Consider the following 22,915-nt stretch of genomic DNA (forward strand, 5'->3'; position numbering starts at 1 on the left):
CCTGCATTGAACACGTCACACCGGCGGCGCATGCGTCGCCGCCGGCGAATCGAATTTCAAGAGGATTCCTATGAATTTGAAGCAATGGATGGCCGCGGCGTCGCTCGCGCCCGTGCTGGCCGCGTGCGGCGGAGACGGCGACCCGCCGCCTGCGCCGGTGGTCCGGCTGTGCCCGCAGACGATCGACTACAACACGGTGTTCATCGGTGGGTCGGGGTCGGGTGAGCTCGTGAAGGTGCAGCTCGACACGACGAAGATGACGTACCGGATGACCTACCTCGCATCGCCGGTGCCGACCGCCGCGGGCACCGTGCAGCCGACCCGCGATACGGCCCCCGCCAACGTGGTTGACGGCACGCTGGCCGACGAAACGGGGCTGCCGACGGTGAAGCTGAACCAGTGCACGTTCCGGATGCAGAACGCGAGTCTCGACCCGAGCCGGCCGGCGCGGCTGTTCCTCGGCGAAGGCGTGCTGGGCGGCGCGATCCCCGGCGCGACGATCCAGTTCGACGGCGTGATCGGCGTCGGCAAGATCCCGAAGACGACATTCCCGTACTACCCGTTCATCAGCTTCTCGTCGCTGGAAACCGACCTGACGAAGATCGCCGGCACGTACAACCAGCTCGGCTATCACCAGGTGCCGTCGCAGAACTTCCAGCCGGTGGCGCTCGACCAGAAGGTGACGATCAACGCGGACGGCAGCTATACGGAAACCGACAACTTCGGCAAGAAGAACGGCGGGCAGCCGCTTGCGTCGAGCGCAACCGTGAACCAGCCGTTCACGCTGCGCCCGGATGCGCCGGCGTTCCAGTCGCTCAACTACCAGCCGCAGATTCCGCCGACGCTCGCCGCGCTCGATCCGGCGAAGGCCGGCAAAGGGATCCTGATCGTCGGCAAGCTGCGCAACCAGCTCGTGCCGATCTTCATCCGCACCGGCGCCGCCAACGCGGACCTCACGCAAGGCCCGCCGAGCGCGGACGACGAATCGGGCATCTCGTTCCTGAGCCCGCAGACGGCGATCACGCAGGGCTCGCAGGACGGCGAGTACACGGGCGTCGACAGCGCGTTCAACTACCGTGCGACCGCGCTCATCGGTGCGCAGGCCACGCTGCTCGATCCGTTCAACGCGTCGCAGGCCGCGCTGACACGCGCGCTGAACCTCGACTACACGCAGAAGGTGCCGGGCGTCGTGACGACCGTGCATGCGGACGCGGCGTCGGGGCCGGCAACCGGCAAGTTCGTGTTCACCGGCGGCGTGTTCGGGTTCCTCGACATGGTCGATACGAGCAACCCGTACTTCACGGTCGGCGCGTTCGTGCAGTGACCGCATGTGGATGGAGACACGGCGGCGCCGCGCGTGGATGCGCGGCGCCCCGACAGAATGAGGGGGAGACTTCATGAAGAAGCTGATTGTCGCGGGTGTCGTCGCAGGCGTGTCGACGCTCGCATCGGCCCAGCAGGCGGGCGACAACGTCGCGACGCTGGGCTGGCTGCACATCATGCCGCAGGATTCGACCAACGGGCTGACGACGAATCTCGCGAGCATGCCGATCAACGGGCCGCTGCGCCTGCCCGGTTCGTTCACGTCGCCGGGCACGAGCCTGACGGTCAACAACGCCGATACGGTCGGCCTCACGCTCACGCACTTCTTCACCGACCACATCGCGGTGACGTCGGTGCTCGGCGTGCCGCCCGAGTTCACGCTGACCGGCCACGGCGTGATCAAACCGCCGGGCCCGGCCGGCGCGCTCGGCAACGTCGACATGGACAAGTCGGCGAACCAGCCGGCCGTGAAGAACGCGCGGCAGTGGAGCCCGACGGTCATCCTGCAGTACTACTTCAACTCGCCGACGGCGCGGTTCCGCCCGTTCGTCGGGATCGGCGTGGCCTACAGCTGGTTCAGCAACATCGAACTGAACGGCAACTTCGCGAAGGACATCAACGAGAACCTCGGCAGCGTGCTCGCGGCCGGCGCCGGCAAGCCCGGAGCGACGTCGGTGGAGGGCAAGGCGTCGTCGTCGTTCACGCCGGTCTACAACGTCGGCGCGAGCTATGCGATCGACAAGCACTGGGGCGTAACGGCGACGCTGACCTACATGCCGCTGAAGACCTACTCGTCGCTGGTGATCAAGGCGGCCGACGGCTCGACACTCGCCACCACGCGCACGCGGCTGAAGGCCGATCCGCTGATCACGTTCGTCGGGATTTCCTACAAGTTCTGAGCCGTCCGGCGCGCATGACGCGCGCTGGCGGTTTCCTGCGACCGGCTGGCCGGGTCACTCCGGCTCGGAGGGTCGCGTTCCTGGCGGCGTGCCGCCATTTGTGAAGAGAGGGGGCAGTTCAAATGAGCATTCGCAAAATCGTATCGCTTGTTGCTGCAGTGGCTTTCACCGCGGTTTCAGCCGCGCCTGCTTTCGCAGTCACCGTGACGCGGGCCGATGGCCAGGCCATGAACCCGAACGGCGAGCCGTTCTCGGCGACCGGGCTCACGAACCTCAGCAAGGGATCGATCAGTGCGGCCTGTAACGCGACCTTCAACGGCACGATCACGTCGACCGGCATCGTCAACATCACGTCGACGACGTTCTCGGGCGGCGCGACGTGCGGGCTGATCAGCGGCAGCGCGAGCAGCACGTCGCCGTGGACGGGTCAGGCCGACAGCACGACGCAGCTGACGATCAACAACGTGAAGGTGAACGTCACGCTGCTCGGCGCTTGTGGGCCGAGCAAGGTCGTAACGGCGTGGAGCGATACGAACTCGTCGCTGACGTTCAACAGCGCCGTGCTGACGCCGGATTGCACGGTGGGCGGTACGGTCCTGACGTCGCCGAAGTTCCACGTGCAGTAAGCGTCGCGGATCGAAGCGGGTGCCCGCCGCGCACGAGGGCCGTGCGATATGTGCGGCGGGTTTCCGCGGTTTCGATGGGTTCGTGCTGCCGCGTGTATCGGCGCGGCGGCCGGATTCGTTCGGCAGAGCGGTCGTGTTTTTCGTGTAAGGCCGCCACATATCAAGAGAGAGGGCCGTACAGATGAAAATTCGTCAAATTGCATCGCTTGTTGCTGCAGTGGTGTTCACCGCGGTTTCGGCCGCGCCTGCTTCTGCGGTGACCGTGTCGCGCGCGGACGGGCAGCCGATGAATCCGAATGGTGAGCCGTTTTCGGCGACGGGGCTGACAGCGCTCAGCATAAAGCAGATCGTCGCCAACTGTTCCGTGACGTTCAACGGAACGATTACGCCGGCGGGTATCGTCAATATCGCGTCGGTGCAGTTCAGCGGGGGCAGCTTGTGTCAGCTGGTTAGCGGTAGCGCGAGCGGCTCTTCGCCATGGACAGGGCAGGTGGACAGCGCGACACAGCTTTCGGTCAACAACGCGCAGGTGGACTTCAAGGTGTTTGGAGGGTGCGGGCCGAGCAAGCTCGTGGCGAAATGGAACGATTCGAATGCGTCAATGACTTTCATCAATGCTGAATTGACGCCGGATTGTAAGTTTTCCGGAACGCTTATGGCGTCGCCGAAGCTCCACGTGCAGTAAGCGCGTCGCGAATCGACGCGGGTGCCCGTTGCGCACGAGGGCCGTGCGATATGTATGGCGGACTCCCCATTTCTCGTTGCATTCGTGTCGTCGCGCGTATCGGCGCGACGGCCGGCTGACCGCCCGTGTCGCAATCCGATCCGGGTGGACATGCAGGGCTGGCGCGGCGTGCCGTGCTGCCCGATTCGATTGAAACAACACAATTCCAATTGGCCAGAACAATCCCGGAAGACCCATGCTTACCGATCCAGCAAAGTATGGCGATGCCCGCGGCGCGACGCCTGACCGGCTGCGCACGGCCGCGTGGCTGCAGTACCTGATCGAGCGACTCGACGCTGCCGCTTGTGTAGCGATGACGGCTGACACTGATGACACGACCGTCGCCGAGTCACGGGCGATACGTGTGCGGACAGGTGCGAATCTGTCTCGCGACGCAGCGACCGTTCTTCACCGGCTCGCGCCGTGGATCGCAGCGGACGGCGGCGCGTGCGCCTGCGACCTGACCGACCCATTCGGTGCGTGCTCGCACGTGCCTTCGATGCAGCAACTAGACGAAGCCGAACGCAGTTGCCCCGGCTCGCGCGCCGCGTTCGACACCGCACACGGCGTGATCGACGCATGCGCATTCGGCGACCCCGATGTCGGCTGGGCCGCACTCGGGCGGATTGCCGACGGTGTCGGATGCAACGGAGGTGATGAGGGCGAATGTACCGAACATGAAAAGGGCGCACAGGGCAACACGCTTTCTGCGAAGAACCTGAGAGACAGGCTGGCCGTCGTCGCGGCTGCGGGTGGAGAAACGTCGGCCATGCCGGGCGCCGTCATCGATGCGATCGTGCTGCGCGCGTGCGGGCCGCGCGACGATGCATCGCGCATCGACGAGATGGCGGCGCTCGTGGCGTTCTCGGCCGCGCTTGCCGCCGGCAACGGAACGTCCATCGCCGCGTATGGCGGTCAGCACAACCTCGTTGCGCGGGCGATCCGCACGCATCGTGCCGATCTCGCGTCGGTGGACGGGCTGCTCGCGGCGCTTTCCGTGTGCAGGCTCGATCAACTCGTCGGTGGCGGCAGTTTCTGGGCTTGCTACCTGCTGGCGGGCATCGTGATCGCGGCGCCGGAGGCCGTGCGGGAAATCGGTGGCCGCTTTCATGGCGACGAGTGGCAGGCATGGCTCGATCACGTGCTCGCCTGGCCGGCAGTGAGCCGCTTCGGGCCGAAGGAGGACGCCGCGTTCGAGCGCTTGCGCGGCGCAATGAGCCTGACGTCGCGATGGAATCCGATCGTCCGCGGGAAGCGGATGGGGAAGCGGGCCGTTGTGACGTCCTGATTCGGCGAGCATGGGGACAAGGCGGGCGGATGCACCGCCTGTGCTGAACCGATACGCAAGGATTCCAAACGATCTGTGCGCGAGCACCCCAGTTCGCGCCGAAATGCCGGGCCCCGTTCGCACACGCGAACGGGCGTCAAGAGGCGGTACGCCAAGACGTCATACCGTCGGTGTCTACACGGGCCACGCGCCTTGCCACGTCATCCTGACCGCCTGCGTGTCACCGCCGATCCGGGCGCCATCGACCGAACGCAGTATGATTCCGCAGACGATGCCGGCGATCGCGTTGCTGTAACCGCCCGCACCGTCGAAGATCTGCCAAGCTTGTTGTAAGCCGGACACGAACCGCCGCCGCGTGAGAGCGTCGCCGCGAACCCGCGTCCGGACCACCTTCATCGAAACGGTCAGTCAGATGTCAAAGCAAAACAAGAAGATTCTCCTCCTGAGCGTGAGCGCCGGCGCCGGCCATACCCGCGCGGCCGAAGCGATCCGCGCGTTCGCCGACCACCATCCCGCCGGCGTCGACGCCACCCACCTGGACGTGATGGATTTCGTGTCCACCGGTTTCCGCAAGCTGTACACCGATCTCTACATCAAGCTCGTCAGCAGCCAGCCGGCGCTGTGGGGCTACCTGTACCAGAAGACCGACGAAGTCGATCCCGCCGCGCCGTCGCAGAAGATCCGGCGTGCGATCGAGCGGCTCAATTGCCGGCCGCTGCTCGCGGAGATCGAACGGCAGCGCCCGGATGCGATCATCTGCACGCACTTCCTGCCCGCCGAACTGCTGTCGCGCGAGATCCGCAAGGGGCGCGTCGACACGCCGGTGTGGGTGCAGGTCACCGATTTCGACCTGCACAGCATGTGGGTCGTGCCGAACATGCGCGGCTATTTCGCGGCCAACGACGAGATCGCGTGGCGCATGCATGCGCGCGGCATGGCGCCCGACACGGTGCACGTCAGCGGCATCCCGATCATGCCGGCGTTCGGCCAGCCGCTCGATCGCGCGGCCTGCGCGGCCGAATTCGGCCTCGATCCCGCGCGCCCGACCTTCCTGATGATGTCCGGCGGCGCGGGCCTCGGCGGGCTCGACGTGCTGGCCGCGCGCCTGCTGGAGATGGATGCCGACTTCCAGCTGATCGCGCTGGCCGGCAAGAACCAGGCGATGCTGGCGTCGTTGCAGGCACTGGCCGCGCAGCATCCCGGCCGGCTGTTTCCGCAGGGCTTCACGCAGCAGGTCGAACGCCTGATGGCCTGCGCCGACCTCGTGATCACGAAGCCGGGCGGCCTGACGACGTCCGAATGCCTCGCGATGCAGCTGCCGATGATCGTCAACTCGCCGATTCCGGGCCAGGAAGAGCGCAATGCGGATTTCCTGCTCGAGCAGGGTGTCGCGCTGAAGGCGATCGACGACGATGCGCTCGTCTACCGGATCCGCGCGTTGCTGCAGACACCCGAGCGTCTCGCCGACATGCGCCGCCGTCTCGCGCCGCTCGGGCGGCCGCTCGCCGGCCGCTTCGTGCTCGATCGCGTGCTGGGCCTGGAGCCGGCTGCATGAGCGTCGCGCGTTTTGTGCCGACGCGCCATACGGTGTTCGTCGTCGCGTGGGTCGTGTTGCTCGCGTACTTCTTCGCGAACGTCGAGATCCAGATCGAAGGCAGCGCGGGCTGGGCCGCCAACCTGCCGACCTGGCGCATCGAACATCACTGGCTGCTCGACATCTTCTGGGGCGGGCGGCCGATGACCGGCTACCACGCGTGGGTGTTCCCGTTCGTCGCGCTGTTCTTTCACCTGCCGGCCGTGTTCAACGGGCGCTGGTCGTGGCGCATCGAGGCGCGCATCGTCGCGTGCATCATGGTGTTCTGGCTGACCGAGGATTTCCTGTGGTTCGTGCTGAACCCGGCATACGGCCTGGCCCGCTTCAATCCGGCCAACGTGCCTTGGCATATCCACTGGCTGGGTGTGGCCCCGACCGACTACTGGACGATGAGCGCTGCCGCGATCGTGCTGTTCATCGTTTCCCGCGAGCGCAAGCGCGCGTTTTATTGATCCCCGACCCGACATGAAAATCGCCATCATTGCCGCGCTCGCCGTCACGCTTGCCGGGCTCGCTCAGCCGGCCTGCGCGGACCCGGCCTCCGAGGCGTCCGCACGGCCGATCAAATGGGCGCAGAGCGTGACCGATGCGCATGTGAACAACCTGCATCGCATCACGCCGTCGCTGTACCGCAGCGCGCAGCTGTCGCGCAGCGACGTGCCGGAGTTGCAGAAGCTCGGGATCCGCAAGGTCATCAGCTTCCGTTCGTTTCACGCGGACGACAGCATCCTGGCCGGCACGCAAATCAAGATGCAACGCATCCGGATCAACACGTGGGACATCCGCGACGAAGACATGGTCACCGCGCTGAGGGCGCTGCGGACGGCCGACCAGGACGGCCCGGTGCTGATCCACTGCCAGCACGGCGCCGATCGTACCGGCCTCGTGTCGGCGTTGTACCGGGTGGTGTACCAGGGCTGGACACGCGAGCAGGCGCTCGATGAGCTGCAGCACGGTGGTTATGGGTTCCATCCGATCTGGCAGAACATCACGAACTACTTGAAAAACGTCGATATCGAGCGTTTGCGGCAGCAGGTCAACAACGGTTGAGCCGGACATGAAAAACGCCGCCGACAGTCAATGTCGGCGGCGTTTTTCATGGGGAAGGCCGGCCGGGGCGTCTCACCGCTTCCGCGATATGGCGAGCCGACGCGCCATTCTCTTTTCTCCATTTCGATGATCCCCGGATAGTCCACTGGCCATCGGCAGTCGCGTTTCAGCGCGCTTCGTTTCATCGAGACCCGTCGGCTCGATGCGAGCACGATGCTATGGGCTCGCTCGCGGGCGGATCGTGCGTGGGTGAATCTTTCCGTGAATTTCAGATTCGTCCGATAGACGCTAGAGCGATAGCTCGATACTTTTGATCCCCACCCAGTATCGGCGCCGACCTGTCCGTGACAGCGGATGGGGCTGGGCCGAGGCACTTTATCGACTGCTATTTGCGTCGTTTGCCGCTATTCGCCATTGATGACCGCTGCCCGGTCCCGGGTCGGCAAGGATCTTCTATGCCCACGCAATCCGACCTGCGCTTTACCTTTACTGCCGGAGACGAGTCGTTTGAGGTCGTCGAGTTCACGCTGCGTGAGGGGTTGTCCGAGACCTTTCGCTTGCAGGTTGAACTGGCCAGTGCCAATCCGGCCATCGACTTTGGACAGGTGCTCGATCGGAATGGGCTGTTGACCATCTGGCAGGGTGGCCAGCCCGTGCGCTACGTGCATGGTGCGGTTTCGTCGTTCGTTCAGGGCGATACCGGTTTTCGACGTACTCGCTATTCGGCGGTGGTCGAGCCGCGCCTCGCACGCCTCAAGCTCTCATCCGACTGGCGGATCTTCCAGACGCTCAGCGTGACCGAGATCGCAGTCGCCGTTCTCAAGGCCCATGGCCTGACGATGGACTACGAGCAACGCGCCACCAACGAACACCTCGCCCGTGAGTATTGCGTACAGGCCGGTGATACTGACTACGACTTCGTCGAACGCATCCTGCGCGAGGAAGGCTTCTTCTACGCCTTCCAGCACGGCAAAGAGGGGCACCGGTTGATTCACTGCGATCGGCTGTTCATCTTCGGTCGTCTCGACGGCGAGCCGGTGATCTACAACCCGACGCCGGGCGGCGATCAGCCACAACCCAGTCTACGGACCTTCGCTTACACCGAGAGCGTGCGTACCGCGCGCCAGGTACAACGCGACTACACGTTCAAGAATCCGCGCTTCAACCACGAGTACCCGCGTGACGGCACCGACCTAGATCATCAGGGTCGAGGCTACGCACGCTACGACTACCCGGGCCGATATAAACACGAAGCCAGCGGCAAGGCGTTCACTCACGATCGTCTGCGCGGCCACCGGCGCGATGCACGTGTGGCGTTTGTCAGTGGTGACGACGCGCGCTTGCAGCCGGGCATTGCCTTCGCGCTCACGGGCCACCCGCGTGACGACATGAACCGGAGCTGGCGTCCGGTGAGCCTGGTGCATCACGGCAAGCAACACACCAGCCAGGCGGAAGAAAGCGCCGACGCACAACACGGCACGTATTACGGCTACGAAGCGGTACTGGTGCCGGACGATGCCGAATGGCGCGCCGAGCCGCTGCCCCACCCGCGCATCGACGGCCCGCAGCCGGCGGTGGTCGTGGGCCCGGAGGGTGAAGAGATCTACACCGACGAGTACGGCCGAGTGAAGGTGCAATTCCCGTGGGATCGTCAGGGCCGGCATGACGAGCACAGCTCGTGCTGGATCCGCGTCGCGCAGAACTGGGCGGGGGCGCTGTGGGGACATATGGCGATTCCGCGCATCGGTCAGGAGGTGATCGTCGACTTCTTCGACGGCGATCCGGACCAGCCGGTCATCACCGGCCGCACCTATAACCGCTTGCAGCTACCGCCGTACGAACTGCCGCGGCACAAGACGCGGATGACGATCAAGAGCCAGACGCACAAGGGCGAAGGTTTCAACGAGCTGCGCTTCGAAGACGAAGCCGGACAAGAGGAAATCTACGTTCACGCGCAGCGCGATCAGAACATCCACGTCAACCACGACGAAACCACCTTCGTTGGCAATGACCGCAGCGAGCAGGTCGAGCACGACGAGACGATTGCGATCGGCAATGATCGCAAGGAGACGGTTGGGCACGACGAACAGGTCACGATCGGGCGGGATCGCCGGCACGATATCGGTGACGATGACTTCCTGACCATCGGTCGCAACCACACGATCACAACCGCGAAGGATCGCACGGAAGAGGTCGGCAACAACCGCCGCGACAAGACGGCTGCCAGCCACACGGTGGACATTGGCGGGCACCTGGAGCAGCGCGTACAAGGCAGGGTGGAGGTCGAGGCCGGGCAAGCCATCCAGCATCGCACCAAGGCCTACGAGATTCGCGCAGCCGAGGTTGTCGTCATCAAAGGTCCCGGTGGGACCTTGCGTATCGACAGCAGCGGCATCACGCTGGATGGTGTGGCGATTCGCGTGAAGGGACCGATGAGTCAACAGGGCGGGGGCGGCGGGAATAGCTTGTCCCTGGGTAGTCAAGTTCTGGAGGGGCAGTTGGCCGATTGTCTGGAGCGCGCCAGATGATCGAGCGTACCGTACAGGCGTTTGCCCTTAGCGAACGTGCAGCAAGCGACTATCTCTACCTGCTATTGGATCCGATGGCAGAGTGCGATCCTGAAAATCCGCTGAGTATCACGTCTCTGACGCAGACGTTGGGTGAACAGGCGATCACGCGTGTCTTGCGCCCGGACCTCGCTCACACCCCTGAAGCATGTCCGGCGTTGGTTCAACTCGCATCGCCCGGGGAGTTTCCGATGACGGCGCTGCTGGCCGCGAGTGAACGGTATGCGCGCGAGGATGCGAGCTACAAGAAACGCTACGTCTGCGGCTGGCTGCTGAGTCAGTATTCGCCAGACGTGCTCGTCGACCATCTGGTCTTGCGTTGCGTGGATATTGCATCGGCGAGTACCCAAAGCGTGTCGCCATGGTTCGAACCGTTGCGGCTTGAACTGCTGTCCGCTTCTGCAGGGAATATCTTTCCCGATCTGATGTGGCCCATCCGACGTTGGCTTTGCCCGACTAGTTGGGGCACCTGTACCGTGTTTCGCGGCGAGGCCACCGGGTCCGGGCTGGACATCCCCGCGCTGGTTCGCCAGACCCAACGGGCCGTACCTCTGATCAACGACTTCCTTGATGTCTGGCGCCTTGCTCTTCGATTTCCCATGGCCTACGCCCCGTGGCGCTGGCGCGGTGACACGCTCCTGCCGCCTCAAGCGGCAGTCCATGCGTTCCGGTTGGTGCGCCACGCGCGCGAATGTGGACTACGCCTGAGTGCCGACATCATCGACCTGTGCACGCATCGTGTGTTCATCCACCCGGCTCTGCCACTGAATCCCGATGTCCAGGCCGACATTGCATGCGCGACGGCCGGCCAGTCCACGTTGCAGGCTCGCTTTGAGACCTACGACGATCCGGCCTGGATGCGCATCGTCGCATCGCTACCCAAAGCAGTGAGCTATTCATGAGCACCAGCCAAACTCTTACCAGGGCCGGCCGCCAGGCTGCGCCCAATCGCACCGGCGATTGCAACGCCTGTGAGCGAACCGGGTTGCCGATCTTACCGCTGCGTCTCGCGGTCATGCCGGTTGCTCAAGGGCTCAAGCGGCAAGGTACCCTGCGTAGTGAATCGGTACAGACCGCGTTGCGTGTGATGCGGCAGGGCTACATCTATGTGCTGCTGGATGGAAAGATTTGGCACGCTTATCAGGTCACGCCCGAAGGCTATTTTCGCCAATGCAATCCGTTTGCCATGCCACGTACGAATCCCGAGCCGCTTTCCAAGGCATGCCTGGGCGCGGGGCATGATCTGCGTGCGGCGTTCATCAATATCGACACGGCGACATACAAACAGGCCTGGATCGCCTTCGCACAGGACCCCTGGCCCAAGGCCACGCTCGATGCCTATCGTACAGGCAAGTACGACAACGGCGAGCCGCTGCCGGCGGATTATCGCCAGCGCTTCAAGGTGATCAACCTGGCTGGCCTCAAAGCCGATCCAAAGGCCAATAACCAGGCACTCGCCTTGGAACACGGTGATTTACTCCACGAACATGTGGCTGAATACACAGTGGGCGCGAGCGACTTCAACAGCATCCACGGGTGGCATCCGCGCCAGCCGCGTGTGCAAGCGATGCGCGCGCAATTGCACCTGCTCGAAAAGCAATATGGGCTCGCCAAGGGGGTGGCCGGCCTGATCTTGCCCGATCCGGTCGGTATGGCGGCGGAGCTCAACAGTCTGCGGCTCTCCGTCGTTACCCTACGCCAGCACTGGCGCGAGGACCCCAAGCGACGGTATGCCTACCTCACGTCGCAATGCCTGCTCGGCATCAAAACCTACATCGCTCAGCTTGTGGATGCCGAGACACCGCCACCTGCGGGTGATTTCTGGATGCCTAGCGAAGCGGGTAGCCCGCCGGTGTTTCAGGACCCGGCAAAAGAACGCGACGCCACGGTTAAGAGCACGACCAAGAGCCGAGTTGCCAGGCTCGAGGAGCGTTATTGGGAAACCGGCCCGAAGGGACGACAGACATTCCAGGACGCGTACGACAAGCAAATCAACGATTTTCAGAAGCAGATCGACGCTTATGCGACCGACTGGGGAGCGCAGGTGGCCGGTGCCGACTGGCGACGCGTCATCATGCTCGACTATGCCGACACCGATCCGCGTTCGCGACAACGCCGGCTTGGCACGACCGCCGACTGTCTTATGGGTGGTGTCACCGATGCGCCATCGCCGCCAGCCAAACCGGGCGAGAAACCCAAACCCGAGGTGCTCGGTCCGAGCGGCAAGGTATGGCAGCAATTACTGAAAGACCCCAACAGCCCCGCATACATCGCCCTGAATGGGCAGCATACCGACCTGCAGAAAGCGTTCGAACCGCAATTCGTAGCTGGCGCCATGCCCAACGATGCGGGCAAGAAATACTATGACCTGATCAAGCTCATTGCGACCAGTAGCGATGGCGACGAATGGCGCAGAGGTGTCATCGTTGGTGCGGCGGATCAGTTACTGTCTGCCATGCATGATGCTGCCAATCGTCTGGACAGCAGCCTGAGCGTGGGTGCCAAGGCGGCGCTGGGCACCCTCCATGTAGGCGCGGCATGGCTGTACGGTAAAACCAAGCTCACGCAGGTCACCATTCAGCTCACAGTAGGCGAATGCTTCGACCTGCTTTCGGACGAAATCCGCAACCACGCAAATGCGGCGCAAAAAGCAGCTGGCAAGGGAGTACGTGCGATGCTGCTGGGTAGCCTGATTACTATCCCGAACGCCAACGTTCGCAACGTGCTCATCGATGTGACGCTCTGGGCCAGTGGCTCGGCTGAAGAGGTCAAGCAACGACTCATGCAACTCGGTCAGGACGCTAGGGAGGGCGTGCGCGACGTCAAGCGGGGGGCCGAAGTGCTCGGGGAGGACGTGAAGCGGGAAGCCAAGGCTGCGTTGCGTCAGGTCAAGGCCGGCCTGAAGAATCTGGAGCCAGCCGCCGCCAAGGTGCTCAATGGTTTGCAGATCGGTGCCGCAGGCGCACGTCGTTTCGCTGGTAGCAGTTTCGCTGGCATCAAGAGCTTGTCCGTTGGCAGCGTCGATGGGGGACTGTCGTTTGTTGGGCTGTACTTTCTGCAGGACAGCCTGAAGAGCACGCTGGCTGATCTGGATGCGAAGGTGGGGGCACGCCATCCGGAAGCGGTTGCAGCGTTCTATGGCGCTTCCGTTGGCATTATCGGAGCAGGCGTCGAAGCGGCTGGCTTGGCGATCAAGATCCCGGCGGAGGCCACTAAGGAGTTTGCATTGCGCTGGGGGGCTGAGAAGACTCCGGTACTTAGCCGCGTCGTCGGGTTGGGCACGAAGATGGTGGCGGTCGGAGGGGCGATTGCAGCCTTGGCAGGAATTTCGGATGCGGCTGCAAGTATTAGGGCAGCAATACGTGTGGCGAAGGTTGGGGACTCAACGGCGGCGAGAATATATTCCGGCGCCGCAATTTTGTCTATTGGCGGTGCTTTTTTTACGGCTTGGGGATCTTTGGGGTCTGCTTGGGCGGCTTTCGGTTCTGCATCGTTATCTGGTCCCCTGGGGATTGGTATTGCGCTCGGGCTTCTCGCTTTTGCGGCAGTTCAGTATGCCAAAAGCAACGAGTCCGACGCCCTTGAGCAATGGGCTCGACGTTGCTACTTCGGACAGGCAGAAGACAAACAGCGTTGGCGCGATCCTGAGAAAGATATGGACCGTGCCATCGCGGCACTCAATGCCGCAGTACTGGGCATGGACGTGACCCTCAGTTTTGAAAGCGGAACGCGTCCTAGACCGATTGACGAACTCATCACCGAAGATGTAGAGATACTAAAGAATGGTGGTGCCGTTGAAAGAGGAAGCGAGCTAGTTTATAGCGCAGTTTTGCCAGGATTCGACGTTCAGCAATCACGCTATCGCTTTACCCTCACTACGGAGCGCTTTGGCGTTTCGCCCACCGGCAGACGCTTACCAAGCCTCTCCTCTCATGTAATGGCATCAGGTCAATTCAACGATACGGGTACGCTTAAGCAACCTACCGTGCTGAAGCGACCGGATTACTCGTTGGAGAACGAAACAAAACCTACGGGGAAGCGGCCGGTGCTGAGTGGTCGATACTGGTTGGATCCGGTCAACAAGATTAAGTCGGCAACTTTAATGGTGATCTTCTGGCCCGATAAGACTGATCAATCTGGATTTGCTGCTGTCGAAATAGCCGAGGATATCTGATGGTGAAACCTAAGCTCAATCCCCCCTGTACAGGTTGGCAACGAGATCTCCCGGATCCCAACGAAACTGTCCGGGAAAGTCCGGCGCTGTTATCTATATCCCCGGTGCATCTCAATAAAATTTACATGGAAATTTCTCGTAATGCATTATCTGTTCATGGCGTACTCATTTGGTTTGCGGTATTGATGGCTGTATGGTTGGCTCAGTCAATATTCACGGCCGTTTTTAATTTATTTGACGTTCGGGAATTTAACATTTCTGGCGACAGAGTTGTGGTAATGATCATCTTGTGGGGCACTATGGCGGTGGCTGTATGGGCAAGTGCGGTGTTCTATCGTATGGACGTTTCTCCACCGCGCGACCTGCCTCTTCGCTTCAACCGCTTGCGCCGTAAGGTGTATGTGTACGGCTTTCACTCGATCTGGTGGAACCCGTTTACGCGGTGGCACGTCACAACGGCGAGCTACGACTGGGACGATCTGCGTGCTGAGAAGTGGAAGGTACGTGGAGCGACTGCTGGCGGCGCCCTGATTCTCAAAGAGGGCGTTTCTATAGCCGTGGTTGAACCTGGTACGAACAACGTCATCACGCGGTTTGACTTCAGCACTACCGCTGCCAACACTACGAATCTGTGGGCCTATGTCTGCTCATACATGCAAAACGGCATTGAGGGTCTCGACCCTGACCACGCCGATCCACGTGATTCCAACGACGTTGCCCCGTACAACCTCGCCCTGCGCCTAGCGCCCAAAGTCGAGTGGCCAGCTGACATGGATCGCGAGTCGAGGACGGTGCCGTGAGGTTTATTGAATTCGGAGTACATGGAGGCTACGTGACTTGTCACCGGTGTGGGTGGGGGAGCAACTAATGGCAAAGCCGAAACTCAATCCTCCTTGCCCCGGATGGCAACGTGACCTTGCTGGTCCAAATGAGTCTACTCAGGAAATTCCCAGCTTGATATGGTTAACTCCGTCGTATCTTGACACGGTCTATATGGAGCTTGAGCGAAATACGTTGAAGATTCGTGGCCTAGTGTTGTGGTTTTCGCTGGGGATGGCATTGGCAACTATCTTCTACGTCATTTTTCAGATTTGGCTCTTCGCAACGACTGAAATGCTTGCAATGAGTACCATTCTCGATATGGCCGGTTTTGCTCTCATGGACGTCAGTATGTGTTCGTTTGGAGTGTGGGCCACGTATGCCATGTATCGTGCGGACGTCTCAGTACCGCGCGATCTGCCGCTGCGTTTCAACCGTCTGCGTCGCAAGGTATATGTCTACGGATTCCATTCCGTGTGGTGGAATCCGTTCACACGCTGGTACGTCACTACGGCGAGTTATGACTGGGACGATTTGCGCGCCGAGAAGTGGAAGGCCAGGGCTGCGACCGCAGGTGGTGCACCTATCATCAGAGAAGGTGTTTCCATTGCCGTCGTGAAGCCCGGTACCAACGACGTCATCACGCGGTTCGACTTCAGCACTACTGCCGCCAACACTACGAATCTGTGGGCCTATGTCTGCTCGTACATGCAAAACGGCATCGAAGGCCTCGACCCTGACCACGCCGAGCCACGTGATTCCAACGACGTTGCTCCGTACAACCTCGCCCTGCGCCTAGCGCCCAAAGTTGAGTGGCCGGCTGACATGGATCGCGAGTCGAGGACGGCACCGTGAGGTCTATTGAATTCGGAGTACATGGAGGCTACGTGACTTGTCACCGGTGTGGGCGGGGAGCAACTAATGGCAAAGCCGAAACTCAATCCTCCTTGCCCCGGATGGCAACGTGACCTTGCTGGGCCAAATGAGCCTACTCAAGAAAGTCCCAGCTTGATATGGTTAGCTCCGTCGTATCTTGACACTGTCCATATGGAGATTGCGCGGAATACATTGAAGATACGTGGTCTAGTGTTGTTGCTTTCGCTGTTAGTGGCATTGTCGACCATTTTCTGTGCGGTTTTTCAGGTTTGGATTTTCGCAACGACTGAAATACTTTCAACGAGCACTATTCTCGATAGCGCCGCTTCGGTGCTCATGGTCATCGGTCCACTATTGTTGGGAGTGTGGGCTACATATGCCATGTATCGTGCTGATGTCTCAGTGCCACGCGATCTGCCGCTGCGTTTCAACCGTCTGCGTCGCAAGGTCTATGTCTACGGATTCCATTCCGTGTGGTGGAATCCGTTCACACGCTGGTACGTCATTACGGCGAGTTATGACTGGGACGATTTGCGCGCCGAGAAGTGGAAGGCCAGGGCTGCGACCGCAGGTGGTGCACCTATCATCAGAGAAGGTGTCTCCATCGCCGTCGTGAAGCCCGGTACCAACGACTTCATCACGCGGTTCGACTTCAGCACTACCGCCGCCAACACTACGAACCTGTGGGCCCATGTCTGCTCGTACATGCAAAACGGCATCGAGGGCCTCGATCCCGATCATGCTGAGCCGCGTGACGCCAACGACGTTGCCCCGTACAACCTTGCCCTACGCCTAGCGCCCAAAGTTGAGTGGCCGGCTGACATGGATCGCGAGTCGAGGACGGCGCCGTGATGCTTGATCGGGTTTGCCGCTGTCGAAATAACCGAGGATCTCTGATGGCGAAAACTAAGCTCAATCTTCACTGTCTAGGTTGCCAACGAGATCTCCCAAGTCCCGATGAAATTATCCGAGAAAGTCAGGCACCGTTATCTATATCCTCGGCACATCTCGATAAGTCTTACGTGGAAATTTCGCTTAATCCCTTATCTATCCGTGATCTGTTCATTTGATTTACGGTGTCGATGTATATATGGTTGATTCGAATCATATGCGCGGCCATTGGGCCTCTACTCAGTAGCTCGCGTTATGCATGACCGTGTTGCCGCAGAACAAGCGGTTACCGAATGGATTGCCCGCAGTGTCTGGGGCAATGGGCGCAACAGTAGCTACTTCGAGCGCACACCGCTAAATCCATACGAGGATGATTATAATGAACTAAAAGCGTTTTATAAGTTATTCCTCAAGCCAATCATCACAACGGACGTACAAGTGCTCAACTCGATCGGTGCGTTGACAATTCCGGGGGCGGGGTTGGGAGAATTGCGTCGTATAACAGTCACTTTCCCGGGGTGGAAATCACAGATTAGTAAATATAAGGTGAAGCAGGTTCGCGGCGCGTTGGGGACTATTGCCACCTATGAAGACCCCGCGCTGGTGGTGGAGCAGGCGGGCGTCGGCGTCCTTACTTTGTCGAGCGATACATTGGTTGGCCGGACTGACGTGGAATACTGGCCGAACGACTTTACTGAACCGCAACACATGCTGCCTTCAAGAAATTATCTATGAGCACGACTCAGGACGATCCCACTCTACAACCGACGGATATGGCTGGCTTCGAAAAGCAGATTGAGGCGCTACGTGCTCGAAGCGACCATATTGGTTTGCCAGATATCACGCTGGCCATGTGGTCACCTAGCTTGCATTTCAGCGACGATGTATCTGATCAGGGTATGTTTAACAAGCGCTATATACAGCCTGATTTTTGGCGTGGACGATGTTCATTGGTTCTGTATCTCTGCGCGCTGATTCATCACTTCGTCTTTTTCTTGGTTATATATGGATTGTTTGATGATTCGGTTGTGACGCATCTTGCTAAATGGAATTATTTTTTAGCGCTTCTTCCTAGTGCTTTATCCTATGCATTCTTTTTGATCTTGTTGGGATATTTATTTTGGTTTTGTTTCATTGGTGCAATATCTTCTCCTCCGCGATTCAACCGACAGGCGCAGATCATCCACATGGTTGGAGTAAAGGGGGAGGTTTTGAATTTGAATTGGCGTGAGGTGCGACCATTTACGGAAATGGGGCGAAGCTTGAGTGGTGGTTTCAATTTGCGCCTATATTTTCCTCAGCGGCCGCAGATTTTCGGAAGCGTTTCAAAGAAATTTATTCGTAGTTACTACAGCCATCCATTCAATGTTGACAGCCATTTCGATTCAGGCGATGGCGTGACCTTCTGGGCTAACTTGGATCGCCTCGAGTTCATTCGTCGCTACATGGAGCACGGTCTGGAAGCGATTCAACCCGATGATCAGTTGCGCAGGCTCGGCCATGTGCACAAACCAAGCGGCTTTCCGGCCAGTACACCCAACCCGGACTGGTGGGACTTGTATATTGGTCGTCCCTTTGTGCGCCTGCTCTACTGGTGTGCGACAGGGCCACTGATTGACTGGTGGGTGACACGTAAAAAGGCCACCTATCGCTGGCCCGAAGAGGTGGAGCGCTTGTGTGCGCCGGATGCAGACCTGAGCGAATTCGACACGACGCCGGTCAAATCCCGGACAGATGTTTTCTACCGCTATGCCGGAGAGCGTGGCTATGAATTGGTCGATGCAAAGGGGCGACCAATTTACACGTCAGTCTCCTGACGCTGAGTCGAGCGACTTCGATGGATAAATATCAGGACGATCCTATCCCGCAACCGACAAGCACGATCGGAGTCGGCAAGGATGTCGATGCGCTGCGTGCTCGAAGTGATTTACCGCAAGCACGCAGCGCATCGCTACTGACCGCGAAGAGGAGCGTCATCAAGCGGGCCGGCGGGAATACAGCGGACTTCCGCGTCTCCCTGCCACACCCGTCTTAGTAATCTCCCGCCGCCGTCAAACCGTCTCCGGCTGCCGCACAGCTTTCGCGACATTCCTCGCCATCGCCCCATTCGCAACGAAATAGGGCACCTCCACCCGCGCAAGCGCCTTGCGCCCGCGAATCTTGTCCGCGATCTTCTCGGCGATCATGATCGTCGGCGCATTCAGGTTGCCGGTCGTGATGATCGGCATGATCGACGCATCGACGACCCGCAGGCCTTCGAGCCCATGCACGCGGCCTTCTTCATCGACCACGGCCATGTCGTCATACCCCATCTTGCACGAGCACGACGGATGGAACGCGGTCTCCGCGCGGGCCCGCACGAACGCGTCGAGTTCCTTGTCCGACTTGCAGTCCGCACCCGGATTCAGCTCGCGGCCGCGATAGCGGTCGAGCGCGGGCTGCCGCATGATCTCGCGCGTCGCGCGGATCGCATCGCGGAACTCGCGCCAGTCGAGCGCTTCGGCCATGTAGTTGAACAGGATGCTCGGATGCTGGTTCGGGTCGCGCGAGCGCAGCTTCACGCGGCCGCGGCTCGGCGAGCGCATCGAGCCGACGTGCGCCTGGAAGCCGTGCATCTCGATCGCGTTCGAGCCGTTGTAATTGATCGCAACGGGCAGGAAGTGATACTGGATGTTCGGCCACAGATCGTCGTCGCGCGTGCGAATGAAGCCGCCCGCCTCGAAGTGGTTGCTCGCGCCGAGGCCCGTGCCGTTCAGCATCCATTCAAGGCCGATCTTCGGCTGGTTCCACCATTTGAGCGCCGGATACAGCGACACCGGCTCCTTGCACTCGTACTGGATGTACATCTCCAGGTGGTCCTGCAGGTTCTGGCCGACGCCGGGCAGGTCGAGCACGACCGGAATGTCGAGTTCCTTCAGCCACGCGCCGGGGCCGACGCCCGAGCGCTGCAGCAGTTGCGGCGACGCGATCGCACCGCTGCACACGAGCACTTCGCGGCGTGCATGCGCGGTCGCGCGCTCGCTGCCGCGCAGGTACGTGACGCCCGACGCGCGCTTGCCGTCGAACAGGATGCGGTCGGCGAGCGCGTGCGTGACGATCTCGAGGTTCGACCGCACCTTCGCCTGGTCGAGGTAGCCGCGCGCGGTGCTCGCGCGGCGGCCCTTCGGCGTGACCGTGCGGTCCATCGGGCCGAAGCCTTCCTGCTGATAGCCGTTCAGGTCGTCGGTGCGCGGATAGCCGGCCTGCACGCCCGCGTCGACCATCGCCTCGAACAGCGGGTTCACGCCCGGCTTGCTGGTCGTGACCGACACGGGGCCGCTGCCGCCGTGATAGTCGTTCGGGCCGACGTCGCGCGTTTCGGCCTTCTTGAAGTACGGCAGGCAGTCGAGATACGTCCAGTTCTCGAGGCCCTTGTGCGTCGACCAGTTGTCGTAGTCGAGCGCGTTGCCGCGGATGTAGCACATGCCGTTGATCAGCGACGAGCCGCCGAGCCCCTTGCCGCGCCCGCATTCCATCCGGCGGTTGTCCATGTGCGGCTCGGGGTCGGTTTCGTATGCCCAGTTGTAGCGGCGCCCTTGCAGCGGATAGGCGAGGGCGGCCGGCATCTGCGTGCGGAAGTCGAAGCGGTAGTCGGGGCCACCCGCTTCGAGCAGCAGCACCGTCACGTCCGGATCTTCCGTCAGGCGCGTTGCGAGCACGTTGCCCGCGGAACCTGCGCCGCAGATGATGTAGTCGTATTCGCGTGTCGTCATGACGGTCAGTCTCCTTTCGTGATTCTCAAAACACCGGGTTGTAACGGCCGAGCTCGACCTGCACCGACTTGATTCGAGTGTAGTGTTCGAGCGTCGTGATGCCGTTCTCGCGTCCGACACCGGATTGCTTGTATCCGCCAACCGGCATTTCGGCCGGCGATTCGCCCCAGGTGTTGATCCAGCAGATGCCGGCTTCGAGGCGATGGATCGTGCGGTGCGCGCGCGACAGGTTCTCGGTCACGACGCCGGCCGCGAGGCCATAGTGCGTGTCGTTCGCGCGGGCAATCACTTCGTCCTCCGATTCGAAATCGAGGATGCTCATCACCGGCCCGAAGATTTCTTCGCGGACGATCTTCATGTCGTCGCGGCAATCGCCGAACACGGTCGGCGCGACGTACTGGCCGCTGCCGAAGTGGCCGTCGGTCAGGCGCGTGCCGCCCGCGAGCAGCTTCGCGCCTTCCGCCTTGCCGCTCTCGATGAAGCCGAGCACCTTGTCGAGCTGCGCGGCCGACACGAGCGGGCCGAAGTTGGTATCGGCATCGGTCGGCTTGCCGACGCGGATGCGCTTCACGCGTTCGAGCACGCGCTGCGTGAACGCATCCTTGATCGAACGGTGCACGAACACGCGCGTGCCGTTCGTGCAGACCTGGCCCGAGCTGAAGAAGTTGGCGGTGACCGCGATGTCGGCCGCGCGGTCGAGGTCCGCATCGTCGAACACGATCAGCGGCGACTTGCCGCCGAGCTCCATCGTCACTTCCTTCAGCGACGACGCGCCGGCCAGCGACATCACCTTCTTGCCGGTCTCGACGCCGCCCGTGAACGACACCTTCGCGATGTCCGGGTGGCCCGTCAGCAGCGCGCCGACCGAGCCGTCGCCCTGCACGACGTTGAACACGCCGGCCGGCACGCCGGCTTCCGTATAGATTTCCGCGAGCTTGAGCGCGGTGAGCGGCGTGACTTCGCTCGGCTTGAACACCATTGCGTTGCCTGCGGCGAGCGCGGGTGCCGTCTTCCAGCATGCGATCTGGATCGGGTAGTTCCATGCGCCGATGCCCGCGCACACGCCGAGCGGCTCGCGGCGCGTATAAACGAACGACTCGGCGCGCAGCGGCACCTGCAGCCCTTCGATCGCGGTCGCGAGGCCCGCGTAGTACTCGATCACGTCCGCGCCGGTGACGATGTCGACGGCGAGCGTTTCGCCGATCGGCTTGCCCGTGTCGCGCGTTTCCAGTGCGGCGAGTTCGTCGTTGCGCTCGCGCAGCAGGTCGACGGCGCGGCGCAGGATGCGCGAGCGCTGCATCGCGGTCATCGCGGCCCATTCACGCTGGCCTTCCTGCGCGGACGCGACCGCGCGGTCGACGTCGGCGGCGCTCGCCTGCTGCACTTGCGCCAGCAGTTCGCCGGTGGCGGGATCGAAGGTGTCGAAAGTCTTGCCGCTCGTGGCGTCGACGTAACCGCCGCCGATGTAGAGGCGCTGCAAACCGTATACGGACATGAGGATCTCCTAGAGGGCGACTGCGTGGCGCGTCAGGCGGACGCGAGCAGCAGGTCGATGTAATCGTGGGTGAGCTTCAATGCAGCCCGGGTGTCGATCGGGCCGCCGGCGAGCGCGCCGCGCAGCCACAGGCCGTCGATCAGCGCGGCGAGGCCGCTGGCGGCTTCGCGCGCCTTCGCTCGGGGCAGCGCCTTCGCGAATTCCGCGCACAGGTTCGAATGGAGGCGCCGCGTGTTGACGTGCTGCAGGCGCTTGAGCATCGGGTCGTGCATGCTCTGCGACCAGAACGCGAGCCATGTCTTCATCACGGGCGCACTGACCTGCGTGTCGTCGAAGTTCGCGGCGGCGATTGCACGCAGCCGCGAACGCGGGTCCTTGCGCGTACCGCCGCGGCGGCGCGTGGTGGCCGACCACAGATCGCGCAGCACGTGCCGCATCGTCGCTTCGAGCAGGCCGTCCTTGTCGCCGAAGTAGTGGCTGACGATGCCCGTCGAGATGTTCGCGCGTTGCGCGACTGAGGCGAGCGTCGTGCCGGGCAGGCCCGCCTCGTCGATCGAGCGCAGCGTGGCGTCGATCAACTGTGCGCGGCGAATCTCCCGCATTCCGACTTTCGGCATCGCGACTCCCTTCGCCCGGACGGGCCGTCCATGGAAGTCGAGAGCTTAGCGGTTTTTTATTGATCGTTCAATCAACAAAAAATCGGGGTCTGACGGTGAGCGCGAGTGTCCGGCGGTGAGCGCGGCCCCCGCTCGCGCGTTGTGCAGGTGCGGAAAAATAATTGAAAGATGATTAAAAAAGCTGGAGTTTGTTTAAAACGCATTCTGAAGCGAGCAATCA

The 22,915-nt window shown here is 61.6% G+C and carries 20 protein-coding genes; 16 read left to right on the top strand and 4 right to left on the bottom strand.

The features are described from left to right. Nucleotides 1-70 precede the first annotated feature (70 nt). From ACN8ZM_RS18280 to ACN8ZM_RS18300, 5 genes are all read left to right on the top strand, one after another. Nucleotides 71-1,324: a DUF2957 domain-containing protein gene (locus ACN8ZM_RS18280; RefSeq protein ID WP_205822742.1), complete on the top strand. Its 1,254-nt coding sequence runs from the start codon at nt 71-73 to the stop codon at nt 1,322-1,324. A gap of 73 nt (nt 1,325-1,397) precedes the next feature. After that, nucleotides 1,398-2,222 carry an OmpW/AlkL family protein gene (locus ACN8ZM_RS18285; RefSeq protein ID WP_043180517.1) on the top strand — a complete coding sequence of 275 codons (825 nt, stop codon included), beginning with the start codon at nt 1,398-1,400 and terminating at the stop codon, nt 2,220-2,222. 122 nt (nt 2,223-2,344) lie between these two features. Next, nucleotides 2,345-2,848 carry a hypothetical protein gene (locus tag ACN8ZM_RS18290; protein WP_043180516.1) on the top strand — a complete coding sequence of 168 codons (504 nt, stop codon included), beginning with the start codon at nt 2,345-2,347 and terminating at the stop codon, nt 2,846-2,848. 181 nt (nt 2,849-3,029) lie between these two features. After that, the gene (locus tag ACN8ZM_RS18295; RefSeq protein WP_420211966.1) at nt 3,030-3,533 is read left to right on the top strand and encodes an activator protein; all 504 of its coding nucleotides are present in this window, start codon (nt 3,030-3,032) and stop codon (nt 3,531-3,533) included. Between the two features lie 235 nt (nt 3,534-3,768). Further along, nucleotides 3,769-4,860 carry a hypothetical protein gene (locus ACN8ZM_RS18300; protein ID WP_420211967.1) on the top strand — a complete coding sequence of 364 codons (1,092 nt, stop codon included), beginning with the start codon at nt 3,769-3,771 and terminating at the stop codon, nt 4,858-4,860. 174 nt (nt 4,861-5,034) lie between these two features. Here the strand turns inward: ACN8ZM_RS18300 and ACN8ZM_RS18305 are convergent, their stop codons facing one another. After that, a complete protein-coding gene (locus ACN8ZM_RS18305) occupies nt 5,035-5,256 on the bottom strand; it encodes a hypothetical protein (protein ID WP_089451983.1) in 222 nt (73 codons plus the stop codon). Between the two features lie 16 nt (nt 5,257-5,272). On the opposite strand from ACN8ZM_RS18305, the gene ACN8ZM_RS18310 reads away from it, so the two are divergent. The 11 genes from ACN8ZM_RS18310 (at nt 5,273) to ACN8ZM_RS18360 (ending at nt 18,648) form a co-directional block, all read left to right on the top strand. Further along, nucleotides 5,273-6,415 carry an MGDG synthase family glycosyltransferase gene (locus tag ACN8ZM_RS18310; protein ID WP_420211968.1) on the top strand — a complete coding sequence of 381 codons (1,143 nt, stop codon included), beginning with the start codon at nt 5,273-5,275 and terminating at the stop codon, nt 6,413-6,415. Beyond that, the gene (locus ACN8ZM_RS18315; protein WP_043180508.1) at nt 6,412-6,906 is read left to right on the top strand and encodes a hypothetical protein; all 495 of its coding nucleotides are present in this window, start codon (nt 6,412-6,414) and stop codon (nt 6,904-6,906) included. The genes ACN8ZM_RS18310 and ACN8ZM_RS18315 overlap by 4 nt, the downstream gene beginning before the upstream one ends. A 13-nt stretch (nt 6,907-6,919) precedes the next feature. Then, nucleotides 6,920-7,504, top strand: a complete 585-nt coding sequence (locus tag ACN8ZM_RS18320) for a dual specificity protein phosphatase family protein (RefSeq protein WP_420211969.1) — start codon at nt 6,920-6,922, stop codon at nt 7,502-7,504. Between the two features lie 455 nt (nt 7,505-7,959). Then, a complete protein-coding gene (locus ACN8ZM_RS18325) occupies nt 7,960-10,032 on the top strand; it encodes a type VI secretion system Vgr family protein (RefSeq protein ID WP_420211970.1) in 2,073 nt (690 codons plus the stop codon). Further along, nucleotides 10,029-10,973 carry a hypothetical protein gene (locus ACN8ZM_RS18330; RefSeq protein WP_420211971.1) on the top strand — a complete coding sequence of 315 codons (945 nt, stop codon included), beginning with the start codon at nt 10,029-10,031 and terminating at the stop codon, nt 10,971-10,973. The genes ACN8ZM_RS18325 and ACN8ZM_RS18330 overlap by 4 nt, the downstream gene beginning before the upstream one ends. Further along, nucleotides 10,970-14,245, top strand: coding sequence for a T6SS effector BTH_I2691 family protein (locus tag ACN8ZM_RS18335; RefSeq protein WP_420211972.1), 3,276 nt, complete (start codon nt 10,970-10,972; stop codon nt 14,243-14,245). Before ACN8ZM_RS18330 ends, ACN8ZM_RS18335 begins: the two co-directional genes overlap by 4 nt. Beyond that, nucleotides 14,245-15,045, top strand: a complete 801-nt coding sequence (locus ACN8ZM_RS18340) for a DUF6708 domain-containing protein (RefSeq protein ID WP_420211973.1) — start codon at nt 14,245-14,247, stop codon at nt 15,043-15,045. The genes ACN8ZM_RS18335 and ACN8ZM_RS18340 overlap by 1 nt, the downstream gene beginning before the upstream one ends. Before the next feature lie 67 nt (nt 15,046-15,112). Beyond that, nucleotides 15,113-15,919, top strand: coding sequence for a DUF6708 domain-containing protein (locus tag ACN8ZM_RS18345; RefSeq protein WP_420211974.1), 807 nt, complete (start codon nt 15,113-15,115; stop codon nt 15,917-15,919). Between the two features lie 66 nt (nt 15,920-15,985). Beyond that, nucleotides 15,986-16,792 (top strand): DUF6708 domain-containing protein, encoded by an 807-nt coding sequence (locus ACN8ZM_RS18350; protein ID WP_420211975.1) that lies wholly within the window; start codon nt 15,986-15,988, stop codon nt 16,790-16,792. A 294-nt stretch (nt 16,793-17,086) separates the two neighbouring features. Then, the gene (locus ACN8ZM_RS18355; RefSeq protein WP_420211976.1) at nt 17,087-17,566 is read left to right on the top strand and encodes a hypothetical protein; all 480 of its coding nucleotides are present in this window, start codon (nt 17,087-17,089) and stop codon (nt 17,564-17,566) included. Beyond that, complete coding sequence (locus ACN8ZM_RS18360; RefSeq protein WP_420211977.1) at nt 17,563-18,648, top strand: hypothetical protein; 1,086 nt, start codon at nt 17,563-17,565, stop codon at nt 18,646-18,648. The genes ACN8ZM_RS18355 and ACN8ZM_RS18360 overlap by 4 nt, the downstream gene beginning before the upstream one ends. A 234-nt stretch (nt 18,649-18,882) precedes the next feature. Here ACN8ZM_RS18360 and betA read toward each other — a convergent pair whose 3' ends face one another. From betA to betI, 3 genes are read right to left on the bottom strand one after another with little or no spacing between them, the layout of a single operon-like run. Further along, nucleotides 18,883-20,583 carry a choline dehydrogenase gene (betA, locus tag ACN8ZM_RS18365; RefSeq protein WP_420211978.1) on the bottom strand — a complete coding sequence of 567 codons (1,701 nt, stop codon included), beginning with the start codon at nt 20,581-20,583 and terminating at the stop codon, nt 18,883-18,885. A gap of 25 nt (nt 20,584-20,608) precedes the next feature. Continuing rightward, complete coding sequence (gene betB / locus ACN8ZM_RS18370) at nt 20,609-22,078, bottom strand: betaine-aldehyde dehydrogenase (RefSeq protein WP_043180500.1); 1,470 nt, start codon at nt 22,076-22,078, stop codon at nt 20,609-20,611. Nucleotides 22,079-22,110: 32 nt separating this feature from the next. Next, nucleotides 22,111-22,695 (bottom strand): transcriptional regulator BetI, encoded by a 585-nt coding sequence (gene betI, locus ACN8ZM_RS18375; protein ID WP_043180498.1) that lies wholly within the window; start codon nt 22,693-22,695, stop codon nt 22,111-22,113. Nucleotides 22,696-22,915: the final 220 nt, after the last annotated feature.

It is taken from the genome of Burkholderia aenigmatica, from assembly GCF_048627025.1.
Classification (GTDB): domain Bacteria; phylum Pseudomonadota; class Gammaproteobacteria; order Burkholderiales; family Burkholderiaceae; genus Burkholderia; species Burkholderia aenigmatica.